This window comes from Mesorhizobium sp. M0060, assembly GCF_040323155.1.
Lineage (GTDB): Bacteria > Pseudomonadota > Alphaproteobacteria > Rhizobiales > Rhizobiaceae > Mesorhizobium.
Map to the genome: position 1 here is coordinate 1 of NZ_JAMYUP010000044.1, position 16,075 is coordinate 16,075.

Genomic DNA, 16,075 nt, shown 5'->3' on the forward strand with positions numbered 1-16,075 from the left:
ATTTCGGGCAGGTCGACCTGCCCGAAATCGATGCCGGCGGCAGTGCCGATGGCCGCGGCACCCTTGCCGCGCAGATGTTTCCTCAGGATGGCGACGCGATCCGGCCGCGTCGACCAGCCGCCAAGCGCCGGGTCCGGCAGATTGTCGGCGAGCTCGGTCGCCGTCACATTGCGGCCTTCGGCAAGATGGGTGCCGGCCTCCGGCCCCTTGCGGAAGCGCCTGAGATAATGCGGACCGCCAGCCTTCGGCCCGGTGCCGGAAAGCCCCTCGCCGCCGAACGGCTGCGCGCCGACCACGGCGCCGATCTGGTTGCGGTTGACGTAGATGTTGCCGGCATGGATGCCGTCGACGAAATGCTGGGCGCGGCCTTCGATGCGGGTGTGCAGGCCGAAGGTCAGGCCATAGCCCTTGCGATTGATCGCGGCGATCACCGCATCGATCTCGTCGGCATCGAAGGTGGCGACATGCAGCACCGGGCCGAACACCTCGCGCTCCAACTCTTCGATGCCCTTGACCCGAAAGACGTGCGGGGCGACGAAGCGGCCGTCCTTCGGCGCTTCGAGCTTGGCGATCAGCCGGCCCTGCAGGCCCATTTTCGTGCAATAGTCGCGAATCGACGCTTGCGCCTCGTCGTCGATGACCGGGCCGACATCGGTCGAGATCCGCCACGGATCGCCGAGGCTGAGCGCTTCCATCGCCCCCTTCAGCATCGCCAGCATCTTCTTCTCGACGTCCTTCTGCACGTAGAGAATGCGCAAGGCCGAGCAGCGCTGGCCGGCGCTCTGGAAGGCGGAGGCGAGGATGTCGCGCACCGCCTGTTCGGGCAATGCGGTGGAATCGACGATCATGGCGTTGAGGCCGCCGGTCTCGGCGATCAGCATGGCATCGGGCGTTGCAGTCTCGGCCAGCTGCTTTTCGATCAGCTTGGCGACCTCGGTCGAGCCGGTGAAGCAGACGCCGGCAATGCGTGGATCGGCGGTCAGCGGGCCGCCGACCGAGGGACCGTCGCCGGGCAGAAGCTGGATGACGTCTTCTGGCACGCCGGCCTGGCGCAGCAGTTCGACGGCGCGGAAGGCGATCAGCGGTGTCTGCTCGGCAGGTTTGGCGATGACCGAATTGCCGGTGACGAGTGCCGCCGCAATCTGGCCGGTGAAGATGGCCAGCGGAAAGTTCCACGGCGAGATGCAGGCGATGGCGCCGCGCGCCTCCGTTCCGACTTCGGCATTGGCTGCCTCGGCAGCATAGTAGCGCAGGAAGTCGACCGCCTCGCGCACCTCGGCGACGCCGTCGGCCAGCGATTTGCCGGCCTCGCGGGCGGCAAGCGCAAAGAACTCGACGGCGTTCGCCTCGTAGAGATCGGCGGCGCGGTTGAGGATGGCGGCGCGCTCGGCGACCGGGCGCCTTGCCCATGCCGGCTGTGCCTCAACAGCGAAGCGCACGGCTGTCGCGACCTGCTTGGCGCCGGCCTCGCTGACCGTGCCGACCACTTCCGAAGGCTTCGCCGGGTCGACGACCGGACGCTGCTTGCCATAGCCCGCCGCGCGGCTGATCGGCTTGGCGTGCCAGCAGTCCGGGCCGGCGAACTCAGCCCTGGCCTTGTCGATCGCAGCCAGCGTCAGCGTGTCGGTGATATCGAAGCCCTTGGAATTGCGTCGGCTGGGGCCAAAGATCGCCGACGGCGGAACGATCGCCGGATTGGCGGCGGGGCCTTGTTTCTCCACCGTTTCGAGCGGGTCGCGGGCAATGTCCTCGGGCTCGACCTCCTCATCGGTAAGCTGGTGGACGAAAGAGGAATTGGCGCCGTTTTCGAGCAGCCGGCGGACCAGGTAGGCAAGCAGGTCGGAATGCGCGCCGACCGGCGCGTAGATGCGGCAGCGCGTGCCTTCGGCCCGCCGCACCGTCTCATGCAGCGCCTCGCCCATGCCATGCAGCCGCTGGAACTCGAATGTATCGCGGTCCGTCGTCATCGACAGGATGGCGGCGACGGTGTGGGCGTTGTGGGTAGCGAACTGCGGATAGATGCGGTCGGTCATCGACAACAGCTTCTTGGCGCAGGCCAGGTAGGACACGTCGGTGTTGGCCTTGCGGGTAAAGACCGGATAGCCGTCGAGCCCGAGCGTCTGCGCCCGCTTGATCTCGGTGTCCCAATAGGCGCCCTTGACCAGCCGCACCATGATCGTGCGGTCGTATTTCCTGGCCAGCGCATAGAGCCAGTCGATGACGAAGGCGGCGCGCGGCCCGTAGGCCTGCACGACGACGCCAAAGCCGTTCCAGCCGGCAAGCTCCGGCTCAGCCAGCACCCGCCCGATCACGTCGAGCGACAAATCGAGGCGGTCGGCCTCCTCGGCATCGATGTTGAGCCCCATGCGCGAATGGCGCGCCGCCAGCGCCAGCGACAACAGCCGCTCGGCCATGACAGGCAGCATCGTTTCCTTCTGCGTCACCTCATAGCGCGGATGCAGCGCCGACAGCTTGACCGAGATGCCGTGGTTCTGGCGGATGTCGGGGCCGTTGGCGCCGGCATCGAGCGAGGAGATGGCGTCGGCATAGGCCTTGAGATAGCGCAATGCGTCGGCCTCGGTGCGGGCCGCCTCGCCCAGCATGTCGAAGGAATAGAGATAGCCCTTCTGCGTCATCGGCCGGCCGCGCCTGACGGCCTCGGCGATCGTGCGGCCGATCACGAATTGCTCGCCCATTTCGCGCATGGCGGCGGCGACTGCCTTGCGGATGACCGGCTCGCCCAGCCGGCGCACCATGGCGCGCAGCGTGCTTTCGATGCCGCCCTCGCCTTCATCAAGCACGCGGCCGGTCAGCATCAGCGCCCAGGTCGACGCATTGATGAAGATCGAGCTCGAGCCGCCCGAATGCGCCGACCAGTCGTGCGGCGCGATCTTGTCGGCGATGAGGTCGTCCATCGTCTCTGTGTCGGGCACCCGCAGCAGCGCTTCGGCCAGGCACATCAGCGCCACGCCCTCCTTGGTCGAGAGGCCGTAGGCCGACAGGAACACTTCCATCAGCCGCGGATCGGACGAGCCGCGCACCGCCCGCACCAGATCGGCGGCACGGGCCGAAATCGCCTTGCGGTCTTGCACGGACAGCCCGGCTGCCTCGGCCAGCCGCTTCACCGACTGGTCCTCGTCAGGCAAATAATTGGCACGGATCTGCTGGCGGATGGCGTCGAGCGCTGGCATGGCGGTCCTGTAGAACGAGCGTACGGGAGCGGGCCGGCGGTCACCGGACCGAATGGCGCAAGCTAACATAAGTAGGGATTTCGGTCGGTCCAAAGAAATCGACAGGACAGGTCGATTGATCTACTGTTTGGCCAGTTTATCTCCGATTTGCCTGGAAATCTGATGACAGAAGACCAATTGGACCGCATCGACAGGAACATCCTGTCGGCGTTGGGTAGCAATGGCCGGCTTTCCATGTCGGAACTGGCGGCAAAAGTCGGCCTGTCGAAGACGCCGGTGCAGGCGCGGGTGAAGCGGTTGGAGAAGGACGGCTTTATCAGGGGCTACCAGGCGATCATCGACCGCGAGCGCATGGGCGAAGGCCATGTCGCCTTCGTCCAGGTGAAACTGTCCGACACCCGCTCGGCCGCGCTCGACGCCTTCAACCGCGCCGTGCAGGCGGTGCCGGAGATCGAGCAGTGCCACATGATGGCGTCGAGCTTCGACTATCTGCTGAAGGTCTGCACCACCGACATCGCCGCCTACCGCCGCGTGCTCGGCGAGCGCATCTCCGCTTTGCCGCACGTCGCCCAGACCTCGACCTTCGTCGCCATGGAGACGGTGAAGGATCGCTAGCCGCTCAATGGCTTCGCCAGTTTATCCGGCTCGTTGAAGGCGCTCCTGAAATTGCTCCTCGATCGCCCTCAGGAAATGGTCGGACGCCGACGTCCATCCAAAGAGCGTCTGCACGAGCGTTATCGAGGCGTCATGATTGCTCCTGGGAGCATCCGACGCGATGGGCTCGCTGGTGCAGTCCGTCAGCAATATGCAGTGATAATCCCTGAAAAAGGCATCCCGAATGGTCGACTCTACACAAACGCTAGTCGTGCACCCTGTCACGATCAGGTGTTTGACGCCTGCGGTCTTCAGGACCGCATCGAGTTCGGTCTCGTAGAAACCGCTGAATCGGGTTTTGTAGAGGACGACATCCCCTGCCTCCGGCTTCAGGTCATTGACGATATCTGTTCCCCAAGTGTCACGGATCAGAATCCGGCTCTCGCCGCCATCCGGCGCTGTCATGTTCTCACCGACGCCAAAGATCTGGAGATGTCGGACACGATTGGGGGCATCCGATGTCCCGAGATCCGAAAGGTCAGAATGATATCCCATCTTCAGATAAATGACGGGCAGTCTCGATTTGCGAGCGGCCGCTATTACACTTGCAGTAGGGCGGACAGCCCGTTGAATCCCGGAAATGTCGATGCCGGCTCTGTCGAACATCCCACCTTTCGAGCCGAAGTCATTCTGCATGTCCACGACGAGAACTGCAGTCTTGGCGGGGTCAACTGAAACAGGTTGAGGCTTTGCGTCGATGACAAGTGGCTGCATTTCATCCTCCCACACCTGAGGGATCGCACTTTGCGCCTTGGTTATCATGATCAGCGACGCTGCATCGTGTCAACAATCGTCTACATCGTTGCTTTGGCGGCCTAGAAACTGCTTGCCGCAGACAAGTCCAAACCTCACTCCGCCAGCGTCTTCAGGAACGCCACCAGCGCCGCCCGCTCGCGATCCGAAAGCTGCAGCGGGTGGACTTCGGACACGCCTTCGACACTCGCCGGCGCCTTCGAATAATGCGCCACGACCTCGTCCAGCGAAGAAAACTGCCCGGCATGCATATAGGGCGGCCGGGTGGCGGCACCCCGCAGCGACGGCGTCTTATACGCGCGGACGAGTTCCGGCCCGGCCTTGACCATGAAACGCAACTCGCGGCAGGCATCGGCGTCGCCGTCGCGAAAGGCGCCGAAACAGTTGAACGGATCGGCCTCGACCTGCGCCACCGCGTCGACGCGGCCGCGATCCGGCGGCAGACCCACGACCGGCGGCACGCCGGTGTTGTGGAAGCTGCCGTCGGTAAAACGCGGGCCGTTATGGCACGTCACGCAATTGGCCTTGCCGATGAACAATTTCAGGCCGAGGATTTCGTCTGGCGAAAAGGCGGCATCGCCTTGCGGCTCGGCGCCCGCCGCGAGATCAATGGCAAAGCGGTCAAAGCGCGTCTGCGGCGGCGCGATCGAGCGCTCGAAGGCGGCGATCGCCTTGCCGATATTGGCGAAGACGCGATTGACCTCCTCGGCCTGCGCCTCCGGCATGGCATTCCAGGCCGCCTTCTCGGCATCGGTGCCGAGCGGACTGGCATTGGCCGGCACGCCGGAAAGGTCGGGCAGCGGCCCGAAGATACGCTCGTAGCGCTCGCCGAAGCGGGCCCTGATGTAATGCGCGAAGGCGGCGCGGTTGCCAGCCTGCTCCAGCGGATTTTCGAGCGGGGTCAGCGCCTGCGCCCACAGGCTGTCGCGCCGCCCGTCCCAGAAGAACCAGGGATCATGCGCGACGCCGGCCAGCGGCATGGTGCGCCGGTTGGTGCGGCCGACGCCGACGGCTTGCGGCAGGTCGTCCTGGAACTGCCGGTCGATCTTGTGGCAGGTCGAGCAGGATACGGTGCCGTCGCCGCTCATCCCCGTGTCGAAAAACAGCGTCGAGCCAAGTGCGGCGGCTGCCGGCACATCGGCGAAGCGATTGGTGGTGTCCGGCTTCAGCGACGGCAGTCTCGACAGCGCCAGCGAGGCGATGGTCTGCTTTTCGGCGTCGGAAAATTCCGGCCTGCCGCAGCCGACAAGCACCGCCACCATCACCAACGCGAGAAGACTGGAAAGCTGGCTCATCTGTGGCTCACAGCACCACGTTGAAGACGACCGTGTCCGAACCGGCCGCGGCCGAGATGGCAAAGTGCAGCTGCCACCATCCGCTCATCGTGAATTTCACCCCGTCGATGCGATAGCGTCCCTCGCCGAGGTAATCGGTAGCCTGCGGGCTGGTCGGCAGACCGTGCATGTGCTGCGGCATGCCGCCGGAAATCGTGATTGCAGCACCTTCCACCGGCGCACCCTCGACGGTTTTCAGTGTCAGCAGCCAGGATTCCAGTTCGCCCTGCCGAATGACGCCCTTCTCGGGCTCGAAAGTCGCCACGAACAGCTTGTTCGCCGTCGTCTTGGAACGGCCTACGTCCGAGCTGCGCTGCGGCGCATGCGGCGCCGTCAGATAGACGACGGCCAGCACGCCGGCGAGCAAGGCAGCCAGGCCGAGGCCTCCAAGAAGATAACGCCATAACGATGCCAAACCCATTCCTGTTCTGCGAATAACGTTTCGCTGAGCGGATCGCGTCCCACGCCCCTGTGGGAAATCGCGCCCAGCGCAAGAATCCGCCAGCGCCAAGCATGGCGCTGCCGATCGCAAAAAGCTACAGCACCGCAATCGCAGGGATGGAGGAGAACTTCATGGCAGGAAATGGCGTCGCCTCGATCGGCGAGTGCATGCTCGAGCTTTCGGGCCAGGCCGGGCCGAACTGGCGCATGGGCTTTGCCGGCGACACGTTCAATACCTTGTGGGCGCTGCATGCCTTGAGCGGCGAGCGGCCGGCGACCTATGTATCGGCGTTCGGCGACGACCCGTTCTCGCGCGACCAGATCAAATTCCTTGCTGAAAACGGCATTGGCATCGGCGCCAGCCCGGTCATACCGGGCGCCCGCCCCGGCCTCTACGCAATCACGCTGACCGGCGCCGAACGCTCATTCACCTATTGGCGCGCCGATGCAGCCGCGAGGCAGCTCGCTTCGGACCCAGCCGCTTTGGCGAAAAGCCTTGAAAACCAAGCGCTTGTCTATTTTTCCGGTATAACCTTGGCAATCCTCGACGACAATGCGCGCAAGACATTGCTGACGGCCGTGGCCAAAGCGCGGGCGGCCGGGTCGCTGATCGCCTTCGATCCCAATTACCGGCCGCGGCTGTGGCGCCAACACGAGGAAGCGCAGGCCGCCATGCTCGAGGCGCTTGCCGTCGCCGACATCGCGCTGCCGACTTTTCCCGACGAGCAGATGCTGTTCGGGGACGCAGCACCGCACGCAACCGCCGAACGGCTGCGAAAGCTGGCCGGCGAAGTCGTCGTCAAGAACGGCGAGGAACCGGCGCTGATCGCCCGGAACGGCAGCTTGCAATCGGTGCAGGCGGTGCATGTCGCCGCCCCCCTCGACACCACCGGCGCCGGCGATTCCTTCAACGGCGCCTATCTCGCCGCCCGCCTTGCCGGCCATGCCCCGGAAGAAGCGGTGCAGCGTGCCCATCGCGTCGCCGCCGCCGTCGTGCAGGTGCGCGGCGCCCTGGCGCCGTTCGAGACGTTGAGGGCAGCTTTCGAAGGAATTGCTATCTGACCTTGATGACGACCTTGCCCTTGGCGCGTCCTGTTTCGACATAAGCCAGAGCCTCATTGGTCGCTTCGAATGGAAAGACCCGATCCACAACCGGGCGGATCGCGCCGGATTCGATGAGGGAGGTGATCTTGCTCAGCTGATCGCCCTGCGCCAACATGAAAAGGAACGAAAACCTCACGCCACGGCGCTTGGATTTGGCCCGGATACCGCGGCTCAGAAAGCGCAGCACCAGCCTCAGCATTAAATTCAGTCCCTTTTCCCTGGCAAACTCGGGATCCGGTGGACCGGAGATGGAGATGAGCTTCCCACCCGGTTTCAGCACGCTCAGGGATTTTTCGAGTGTTTTGGCGTCCTGACTGTTCAAGACGACATCGTAGCCCGACAGAACTTTCTCGAAGTCATCTTTCCTGTAGTCGACGACAACATCGGCGCCGAGACCTTTGACCAGATCGGCACTCGCTGCGCTCGCTGTTGTCGCAATGGTCGCGCCGAGGTGCTTGGCCAACTGAATGGCGAATGTTCCCACGCCGCCGGAACCAGCCTGAATGAAGACCTTCTGTCCCTTCTTCAGGTTTGCCCTTTCAATGAGCGTCTGCCAGGCGGTGAGACCGACCAGGGGAATCGAGGCCGCCTCCTCCATGCTGAGATTCTCAGGCTTCAAGGCCACGTCGGCTTCGTTCACGGCGATGAATTCGGCGAAAGTCCCAATCCGGCCATCGCGCGGCCGCGCATAAACATCGTCGCCGCCTTTGAACTTGCGGACTTTCGATCCCACGCGGATAACCTTCCCAGCCACGTCGTGGCCCAGGATGAAGGGTCGGCGATAAGGCAGGATGAGCTTGAATTCTCCGGTTCTGATCTTGGAATCGAGCAGGTTCACCCCTGCGGCATGGACCTCGACCAGGACATCGCTGTCCTGGAGCTCCGGCTCCGGCATCTCGGCCAGCCGCAGAATGCCCTTTTTATTATGCTTATCGACAACGAATGCCTTCATGGCAGTTACTTTCTAAAAATGTCTGTTGGTGTTCCGGGACGAAACAAGCCGAACGTTTTCAGCTGCATAGCCGCCCTGCGGAAAGGCCTCAGTCCTCGAGGAAGGACAGGGCTTTCGGGACAAAATCGGCATGGTTCTGAAAGACCCCGCCATGCCCGGCATCCGGGTAGATAACCAGATGCGCCCCCGGGATACGCCCGGCGAGATCGTAGGTATTGCTGCTCGGCACCATCCTGTCCTGGTCGCCGTTCGCAACCAAAGTGGGAATGCGGATGGCGCTCAGATCTTGCGGCGCCTGCAGTCCATAGGCCTTGATCGCCTTGAGTTGCGCGCCGAACGCGCTCAGCGATACCGCCTTGTCCCGGTTGGTCCGGCGCTCTTTCAGCCGTTGCAGAAATGCGTTTGCGGCGCGGCGCCCATTCGGCGTCCTTGTGAAGAAGAGATAGTATTTCGGATCCCGCAAAGTCAGCGCGCCCTTGATCATGTCCACGATCGTCAGCGGCGTCACCTTGTCGATCCCTTCGCCACCGGCCGGGCCTGTGCCAGCCAGTATGAGTTTGCGCACAAGCTCAGGCTCAGTCAGCACAATCTGCTGCGCCACGAAACCGCCGAGTGAAAAGCCGAAGAGGTCGACTTCTTCGAACCCCAGCGCCCGGATGAAGGCGACCGCATCCCGTGCCATGCCGGAAATGGTCGACGGAGTCTTGCCACCCGAAGCGCCGATGCCACGATTGTCGAAGGCAATCACCCGCCGGGTCGCAGCGAGGCCATCGACGATGCGCGGATCAAAATTGTCCAGCTGAGCAGCCAGATGGTTGAGCAGGACCACCGGCACGCCCGTTCTGGGCCCGAGTTCCCGGTAGGCAAAGGCTGTGCCGCCGACATCGACCGAGCGCGTTGGCGCGTCCTGGAACAATGCCGCCGAACGCGGCGATCGATTGGATGTATGTGTCATGCTTGGCGCCTCCGTCTCGTAGGGCCTGACCAAATGCGTTGTGGCTGCTAGTCGCATGTGCGTGAAATCCGCTGGCTCGCTGTTGTTCAGACCGGCAAGCGGAACTGCTTGCGCAGGCTCTTGTCGAAAATCCCCGCGGGGGCAAAGCGGCGCAACAGGCTGACCTGGCGCGCTGCCTTGCCGGCGGTATAACGCCGTCGCGGACTGGCATCGGTCGCCGCCTTGACGACCACATCCGCCACCACTTCCGGCCGATCGGCTTTGGGCATCACATCGCCCAGCAGCGCCTTGAACCCGGCTCGAGCCCGATCGTATTCCTTCAACAGCGAATCCGGCTCGATGCCGTTCTGGTCGAAGACGGTGCGGACGAATGCCGGCTCGATGACAGAGACGCGGACGTTGAAGGCGCGCACCTCGTGGTCGAGCGATTCAGAATAGCCTTCGAGCGCGTGCTTGACTGCCGAGTAATGAGCTGAGTATGGCGCGGGTACCAATCCCAGAATGGAGCCGATATTGATGATGCGCCCTTGGCCGCGCCGCCGCATCGACGGCAATATCGCATTGGTCATGCGGATGACGCCGAACAGATTGACGTCGAACAGGGCTTGTACCTGTGCGACCGAGGATTCCTCGGCGCCTCCTAGCAGACCGACACCGGCATTGTTGACCAGGAGGTCGATCCGGCCGGTCTGCGCCAGCACGGTGGCAACGAGCGCATTGACGGCCGCATCATCGGTCACGTCGCATGCCAGCATGGTCACTCCATTCGGGCCATTACTGGTCTTGCGGCGACTTGTCCCGAAGACAGTGAACCCCGCCCGCGCCAAGGCCTCGGCGCTGGCGCGGCCGATGCCCGAGGAGGCTCCGGTCACGATTGCGGTTTTTTCAGAATTCCCATTCATTTTGATGTTCCAGGTTCGAGAGGTCTAGCTTATTTCCACGAATTGAATTATGGTCGTAATATCAGATTATGAGCATAATGCAATAGCAGGACAGGAAAGAAAGATATGCGCTACGAAAAGGGGCGAAAGGACGCGTCACGCAGCCGGATCATGGAGGTCGCCGCCGAACGTTTTCGATCTGACGGCATCGCGGCGTCCGGGCTGGCAACCATCATGAGCGACGCCGGGCTGACGAACGGCGCCTTCTATCCGCACTTCCAGTCCAAGGCGGAGCTCGTCCGTGAAAGCGTGGCGGCGGCCCTGGACGCGCAGTCGCATCAAGTGCAGGAAGCGTTGGCCGCCGGCGGCCCGGAAATGGCCATAGGGGCATATCTATCGGCCGAGCACCGGGACAATCCTGGAAAGGGCTGCGCTTCGGCCGCGTTGTTGCCGGAAATAGCGCGGCAGCCGCCTGAAACGCGGGCCCTCTATGCCGAGCGCGTTCAATCCCTGGTGCGCCAGATCGCCGAAGCTCTGCCGCCGACCGAGGATCCCGAGGGCGCTGCGTTGGGCATGTTTGCAACGCTCATCGGCGCGCTTCAACTCGCGCGCGCCGTGAAAGGAACGGAATTGTCGGATCGTATCCTAGCGGCGGGAGCAGATGCCGCAAAGGCGATGATCCGGGCGGTTCAAGACGAGGTGGCCTCCTGAGGGCAGCCCGGATTATTCGGCCGGCTCGAATCTGCCTTGCACCAAGACTGTCTCCACCGGCCCAAGCGGATTGATGATCCGGCTCTCCAGGACTTCGATAAGTTTGCGTCCAACACCCGTCATATCCACGGAATGAACTCCGATCTTTGCGGGCAGGAAGCGTGCCAGCCGCGTGCTGTCACGGGTGACGATGTGAACATCGCGGCCTGGTGTAAGACCCCGCTTGCCGAGAGCGTGCAACGCTCCCAGAAGGCCCAGTTCGTTGGCGCACGCCAAGCCCGTTGGCGGATCTGATGACGCCAGCAAGCGATCGAACCAGCCTGCGCTCGATTCCATGGTGAACATGCCATGACCGATCAGCGATTGGTCGATCGGAATACCGGCCTCGGCCATTGCCCTTCCATACCCGGAAAGACGCATGGCACTCGCCTGGTCCTCCGGAACGAGAAGTTGCAGCGCAATGCGTCGACAGCCCTTATCCATGAGCCGCCGGGTCGCCTCGTAGGCAATCTGTTCATTGTCTACATCGACATAGGGATACGCGACATCCAGGTCGGTTCTTCCAAACGCGACGAATGGCATGCGTTGATCCAGCAGCAGCTTGACGCGCGGATCAGCCGACACCAGGCGCGTGATGACCAGGCCGTCTGCGCTGCGCGCCTGAAGCTGCCGCTGCACACTCTCAACGGGATCGTCGTCGGGAGTGGTGGAATAGATGGACAGACTATAGCCGGCTTGCCGCGCCGCCAGCGTCATGCCTTCGATTAAAGGAAGCTTCAACAGATCGGACAGATGGTCTCGTGTCTCCATCGGGAGTACCGCCGTCAGCGTCTGCGTTCGACCGGTTTTGAGCGCGCGACCATGATGATTTGGTAAATAGCCGACCCGCTTAGCCGCCTCCTTGACGCGGGCTATGGTCGAGGGCTGCACTTCCGGCCCATCCTTCAGAGCGCGGGACACCGTGGTCACCGACAGGGAAAGTTCCGCGGCGATCTGCTTTAGATTGGCCATTGTTCGCCCGACTTCATTTGCGAAAGCGCCGGCTGATTTGCTGACCGCCATAGCGTTACCGAATTCGACATCCCGGTCAATCCAAACTCCCATGGGAAGCAGCTTGACTCTAGCGTATTCAGATGCAATCGTAACGTTACGATTACAAAATAATGGCTCTTTCAAGCGATATTCCATAAAAGTTGGGGAGGAGAACCTATGTCCTGGCTACGCATTTCCTTAACAGCATTCGCAATCTCGGCTGCCCTGCCCGTCCATGCGCAGACGGTCACCATCACGACCGCAGGTGGCGATTATGGCAACGCCATCAAGGAGGCCATGTGGGGGCCGGCTGCAAAAGAGCTTGGCTATGATGTCCGCGAGGAGACGCAGAGCGACGGCCTGGCCGCCCTGAAGATGCAGGTTACCTCGGGTGCAGTCACGACCGACATCGTCCACCTGGGTTCGCCGGAAGGGGCCCAGGCTGCCGCACAATCGCTGCTGGAGCCGCTCGACTACAAGATCATCGATCCGAAATCCGTGCCGGAGGGTGCAAAGTCCGACTACTGCTATCCGTTCGATTCCTATGGCACCGTCATGTCGTGGAACACCAAGACCTATGGCGAGAACCCGCCGAAGACGTGGGCGGAATTCTGGGATGTTGCCAAATTTTCTGGCCGTCGCGCGTTGCGCGCCAATGCGCAAGACTCGATCGAGATCGCGCTTCTCTCCGATGGCGTGGCACCGGCGGACGTCTATTCCGTGCTCAGCACCCCGGAAGGGCTAGAGCGTGCCATCAAGCGGCTTGAAGCGATCAAACCAAATGTCGCCGTCTGGTGGACCTCGGGCGCCCAGTCCGCGCAGTTGCTGAAAGACGGTGAGGCGGATTTGGTCATTACCTGGAACGGACGCGCCCAAACCGTGAAAGCAGATGGCGGCGCGGCTGACTACACGTTCAAGGGTTCGGTCATCGGCACGGACTGTCTTGGGGTGCCGAAGGGAGCGCCGAACAAGGAAGCCGCGATGAAGCTCATCGCAGCGATGACGCAGCCCGCGCGCGTTGCGAAGCTGACCGATTTCATTGCCTATGGCCCAGTCAATCCTGCGGCATATGAGGGTGGCCTTATTCCCGAGGACCGTCTGGAGACACTTGCGACCGCGCCTGAAAATGCTGGCACTTCGGTGTTTTCGAATTCAGAATGGTGGGTCAAGAACGGCGAGGCCGCCCAAAGAGCCTTCGATGAAATGATGGCCCGCTGACTCTCAGCTCTAATGCATGTCGCGCAAAAGTGTGCAGCGCTTTTGCGACAACGACATGCATGAAAACAAGAACCTAAAGCGTGTCGCGTGAGGCCGGTCGAACGCGACGCGCTTTAAGGCTGGAGCACATGATGAAGTCGCTCGCGATCACCATCGAAAGCGTGCACAAGGCTTACGGGTCCTACGTCGCACTGGATGATGTTTCGCTCGACATTCAGGCTGGCGAATTCCTCACGCTGTTAGGGCCATCGGGATCTGGCAAGACCACGTTACTCATGGCTCTGGCCGGTTTTGTCCGGCCGGATTCCGGTAAACTTCTCTTGGGCGATCGAGACATCACCCGCCTGCCGCCCAACAAACGAGACATCGGCATAGTATTCCAGAATTACGCCCTGTTTCCGCACATGAACGTCCTGGCGAATGTCGCGTATCCGCTGGTGCTGCGCAAGGTACCGAGAGCGGAGGCGCGTCAGCGGGCCCTTGACACCTTGGCCCGCGTGAAGCTGGATGGCCTGGCGGAGCGCAATGTTGCCGCACTATCCGGCGGCCAACGTCAACGGGTGGCATTGGCGCGGGCTATCGTCTTCGAACCGCGCGTGATGTTGATGGACGAGCCGCTGTCGGCGCTCGACAAGAATCTGCGCGAGACCATGCAGTATGAGATCCGGCGTCTGCATGACCATCTAAGGATCACCACAATCTATGTGACCCACGATCAGCGCGAAGCGTTGATTATGTCTGACCGGATTGCGGTGATGAACTCTGGCCGCATCCAGCAGATAGATACGCCGCAGCGGATTTATGATCGTCCATCGACCCGCTTCGTCGCGGAGTTCATGGGCGAGGCTAACATTGTGGCGCCAGGCTCGGCGCGCAGAATCGATGGCGCCGAACCATCACGCGAAACTCTGGTGATCCGCGCCGAAAGCTTCCATCTTGATGCGAAGCTCGTCGGGGGAGACGGAGTGGCTCTCGAAGGAATACTGCGCACCAAAGCGTTCCGCGGCGAGAACTGGCTTTTGACGCTGGCGCTTGACGGTGGGCAAGAGGTTCTTGTCTGCATTCCGGCAGCGCTGGCCGGCGGCTGCGCCGAGCTTGCCGCCGGTCAGCGGATGACCGCATATGCACCAGCAGCGAAGGTTCACGCGATACCGGGAGCGACGGCGTGACCGTCGTCCGGGATCCGGCGCTCGCGGCGGACGCACGGCGCGAGCGGCGGTTTTTTCTTTCACTTTCGCTCCCGGCGCTGTTCATCGTTGGGCTGGCGGCGATACTGCCCATCCTTTGGATCATCCGGCAATCATTCCTGACCACCGGGGGTGAGTACACCGTCGGCAATTACCAGAAGGTCCTTTCGAGCGGACTGACATGGTCGGCGCTCGTCACGACCCTCGAACTGTCCTTGGGTACGCTGGCGGCCTGCATTCTTCTCGGCACTCCTCTGGCGCTGGCTCTGGCCAGCATCAGACCAAGGGTGGCCAACGTGCTCATGGCGTTCGTCATGCTGCCGCTGTGGACCTCTATTCTGGTGCGTACCTATGGTTGGCTCGTGCTCTTGCGGCGCGATGGCCTGATCAACGCGGCGTTGACCGGTTCAGGCCTGACGGCGGAGCCATTGCCGCTGGTCTACAACTTCACGGGAACGCTGATCGGCATGGTGCACTACATGCTGCCACTCTTTCTGCTGCCTGTTTATGCTGCGATGCGCGATATCGACCCAAATCTCATTCGCGCGGCAGCGAGCATGGGAGCCACCCTCAGGCAGGTCATCCGCACAGTCATTATGCCGCTTTCGACGGGCGGCATCTTCTCGGGTTCGATCATCGTCCTCATCTACGCCATAGGTTTTTTCATCACGCCGGCGGTGCTTGGCGGCGGCAAGGTAAATCCGCTCTCTACCCGGATCGAGCGTACACTATCGACCTTTCAGGACTGGGGGTCGGCAAGCGTCCTGGGCATTCTGCTCCTCGTTCTTATGGCGCTGATCGGTGTGATGTTGCTGGCGGCACGCCGTCTGGTGGCCCAGAACACCGTGGAAGCCTCCCATGCTTGAAGCCTATCCGCAAAACAGGCTCGCCCGCATTTTGCTCTGGAGCTTTGCCGCTCTTGTCATGGCATTTCTGATGCTGCCGACGCTCGTGGTGGTGCCGCTTTCCTTTTCGGCGTCGAATCTCCTCGAGTTTCCGCCGCACGCCTACTCGTTGCGCTGGTACGAGAACTTCTTCGGCTCGGCAACGTGGATGGCCGCGCTCAGAACGAGTTTGATCCTTGGGACGTTGACGGCGTTGATCGCGGTGCCTTTCGCGCTGCTCGCCTGCATTTCAATGAATCGGCTGGGCGGAAAGGCCGCTGCGGCCATCCAGAGCGTCCTGCTGACCCCCTCGATCACCCCAGGTATCCTGCTTGCGATCGGTCTCTTCTTTGTGTTGGCTGCACAACATCTGATCGGAACGCTATTCGGTGTGCTGGTCGGACATGTGGTGCTGGCCGTTCCGGTCGCGTGCATTGTGTTATTGCCCGCGTTGGCCCGTTTTGACTGGAACCAGGTTCAGGCGGCGCGCAGCCTCGGTGCAAACTGGGCCAGGTCCATTGGCGGAATCATCGTTCCGCAACTTCGGATCAGCTTGCTGTCAGCGACATTGATGGCGTTCCTGACTTCGCTCGACGAGTCTGTGATTTCGATCTTCATCGCAAGTGGTCGCAATAGCACGATGCCGAAGCTTATGTTCCTGTCGCTGCGCGATCAGATCGATCCGACCATTGCGGCGATCTCGACATTGTGGACCGTCATCGTCGTGGCCGTGGTCCTGATTGTGACCCTTCGCCAAAAATCCTGACCGAGACTGGAA

Annotated in this window: 15 protein-coding genes; 7 read left to right on the forward strand and 8 right to left on the reverse strand. The window is 62.2% G+C overall.

Translation table 11 applies throughout. The features are described 5' to 3' along the window. The coding region (putA, locus tag NKJ94_RS27975; protein ID WP_352529727.1) for a bifunctional proline dehydrogenase/L-glutamate gamma-semialdehyde dehydrogenase PutA at positions 1-3,191 on the reverse strand (3,191 nt) is incomplete at its 3' end. A gap of 162 nt (positions 3,192-3,353) precedes the next feature. Between putA and NKJ94_RS27980 the strand changes: the two genes are divergently transcribed. After that, positions 3,354-3,806, forward strand: coding sequence for an Lrp/AsnC family transcriptional regulator (locus NKJ94_RS27980; protein WP_352529729.1), 453 nt, complete (start codon positions 3,354-3,356; stop codon positions 3,804-3,806). A gap of 21 nt (positions 3,807-3,827) precedes the next feature. Here NKJ94_RS27980 and NKJ94_RS27985 read toward each other — a convergent pair whose 3' ends face one another. The 3 genes from NKJ94_RS27985 to NKJ94_RS27995 form a co-directional block, all read right to left on the reverse strand. Next, on the reverse strand, positions 3,828-4,559 hold the full coding sequence (locus NKJ94_RS27985; protein ID WP_352529731.1) for a cysteine hydrolase family protein: 732 nt from the start codon (positions 4,557-4,559) through the stop codon (positions 3,828-3,830). Positions 4,560-4,693: 134 nt separating this feature from the next. Then, positions 4,694-5,893 carry a cytochrome-c peroxidase gene (locus NKJ94_RS27990; RefSeq protein ID WP_352529733.1) on the reverse strand — a complete coding sequence of 400 codons (1,200 nt, stop codon included), beginning with the start codon at positions 5,891-5,893 and terminating at the stop codon, positions 4,694-4,696. Between the two features lie 7 nt (positions 5,894-5,900). Further along, the gene (locus NKJ94_RS27995) at positions 5,901-6,347 is read right to left on the reverse strand and encodes a FixH family protein (protein ID WP_352529797.1); all 447 of its coding nucleotides are present in this window, start codon (positions 6,345-6,347) and stop codon (positions 5,901-5,903) included. Positions 6,348-6,505: 158 nt separating this feature from the next. Between NKJ94_RS27995 and NKJ94_RS28000 the strand changes: the two genes are divergently transcribed. Beyond that, a complete protein-coding gene (locus NKJ94_RS28000) occupies positions 6,506-7,435 on the forward strand; it encodes a sugar kinase (RefSeq protein WP_352529735.1) in 930 nt (309 codons plus the stop codon). Here NKJ94_RS28000 and NKJ94_RS28005 read toward each other — a convergent pair. The 3 genes from NKJ94_RS28005 to NKJ94_RS28015 all read right to left on the reverse strand — a co-directional run bounded on the left by NKJ94_RS28005 (position 7,428) and on the right by NKJ94_RS28015 (position 10,286). Then, positions 7,428-8,429 carry an NADP-dependent oxidoreductase gene (locus NKJ94_RS28005; RefSeq protein ID WP_352529737.1) on the reverse strand — a complete coding sequence of 334 codons (1,002 nt, stop codon included), beginning with the start codon at positions 8,427-8,429 and terminating at the stop codon, positions 7,428-7,430. The genes NKJ94_RS28000 and NKJ94_RS28005 overlap by 8 nt on opposite strands. Positions 8,430-8,517: 88 nt before the next feature. Continuing rightward, positions 8,518-9,384 (reverse strand): alpha/beta fold hydrolase, encoded by an 867-nt coding sequence (locus NKJ94_RS28010; RefSeq protein WP_352529739.1) that lies wholly within the window; start codon positions 9,382-9,384, stop codon positions 8,518-8,520. A gap of 86 nt (positions 9,385-9,470) precedes the next feature. After that, positions 9,471-10,286, reverse strand: a complete 816-nt coding sequence (locus NKJ94_RS28015; protein ID WP_352529741.1) for an oxidoreductase — start codon at positions 10,284-10,286, stop codon at positions 9,471-9,473. Positions 10,287-10,391: 105 nt separating this feature from the next. Here NKJ94_RS28015 and NKJ94_RS28020 point away from each other — a divergent pair, with 105 nt between their 5' ends. Next, positions 10,392-10,976: a TetR/AcrR family transcriptional regulator gene (locus NKJ94_RS28020; RefSeq protein ID WP_352529743.1), complete on the forward strand. Its 585-nt coding sequence runs from the start codon at positions 10,392-10,394 to the stop codon at positions 10,974-10,976. Between the two features lie 12 nt (positions 10,977-10,988). Here the strand turns inward: NKJ94_RS28020 and NKJ94_RS28025 are convergent, their stop codons facing one another. Next, positions 10,989-12,038, reverse strand: a complete 1,050-nt coding sequence (locus NKJ94_RS28025) for a LacI family DNA-binding transcriptional regulator (protein WP_352529745.1) — start codon at positions 12,036-12,038, stop codon at positions 10,989-10,991. A 147-nt stretch (positions 12,039-12,185) separates the two neighbouring features. On the opposite strand from NKJ94_RS28025, the gene NKJ94_RS28030 reads away from it, so the two are divergent. The 4 genes from NKJ94_RS28030 (at position 12,186) to NKJ94_RS28045 (ending at position 16,063) form a co-directional block, all read left to right on the forward strand. Next, positions 12,186-13,226, forward strand: a complete 1,041-nt coding sequence (locus tag NKJ94_RS28030) for an ABC transporter substrate-binding protein (RefSeq protein WP_352529747.1) — start codon at positions 12,186-12,188, stop codon at positions 13,224-13,226. Positions 13,227-13,357: 131 nt separating this feature from the next. Next, positions 13,358-14,395, forward strand: coding sequence for an ABC transporter ATP-binding protein (locus tag NKJ94_RS28035; protein ID WP_352529799.1), 1,038 nt, complete (start codon positions 13,358-13,360; stop codon positions 14,393-14,395). Next, positions 14,392-15,279 (forward strand): ABC transporter permease, encoded by an 888-nt coding sequence (locus tag NKJ94_RS28040; RefSeq protein ID WP_352529749.1) that lies wholly within the window; start codon positions 14,392-14,394, stop codon positions 15,277-15,279. Before NKJ94_RS28035 ends, NKJ94_RS28040 begins: the two co-directional genes overlap by 4 nt. Continuing rightward, positions 15,272-16,063, forward strand: coding sequence for an ABC transporter permease (locus tag NKJ94_RS28045; RefSeq protein ID WP_352529751.1), 792 nt, complete (start codon positions 15,272-15,274; stop codon positions 16,061-16,063). Before NKJ94_RS28040 ends, NKJ94_RS28045 begins: the two co-directional genes overlap by 8 nt. The last annotated feature ends 12 nt before the right edge of the window (positions 16,064-16,075 follow it).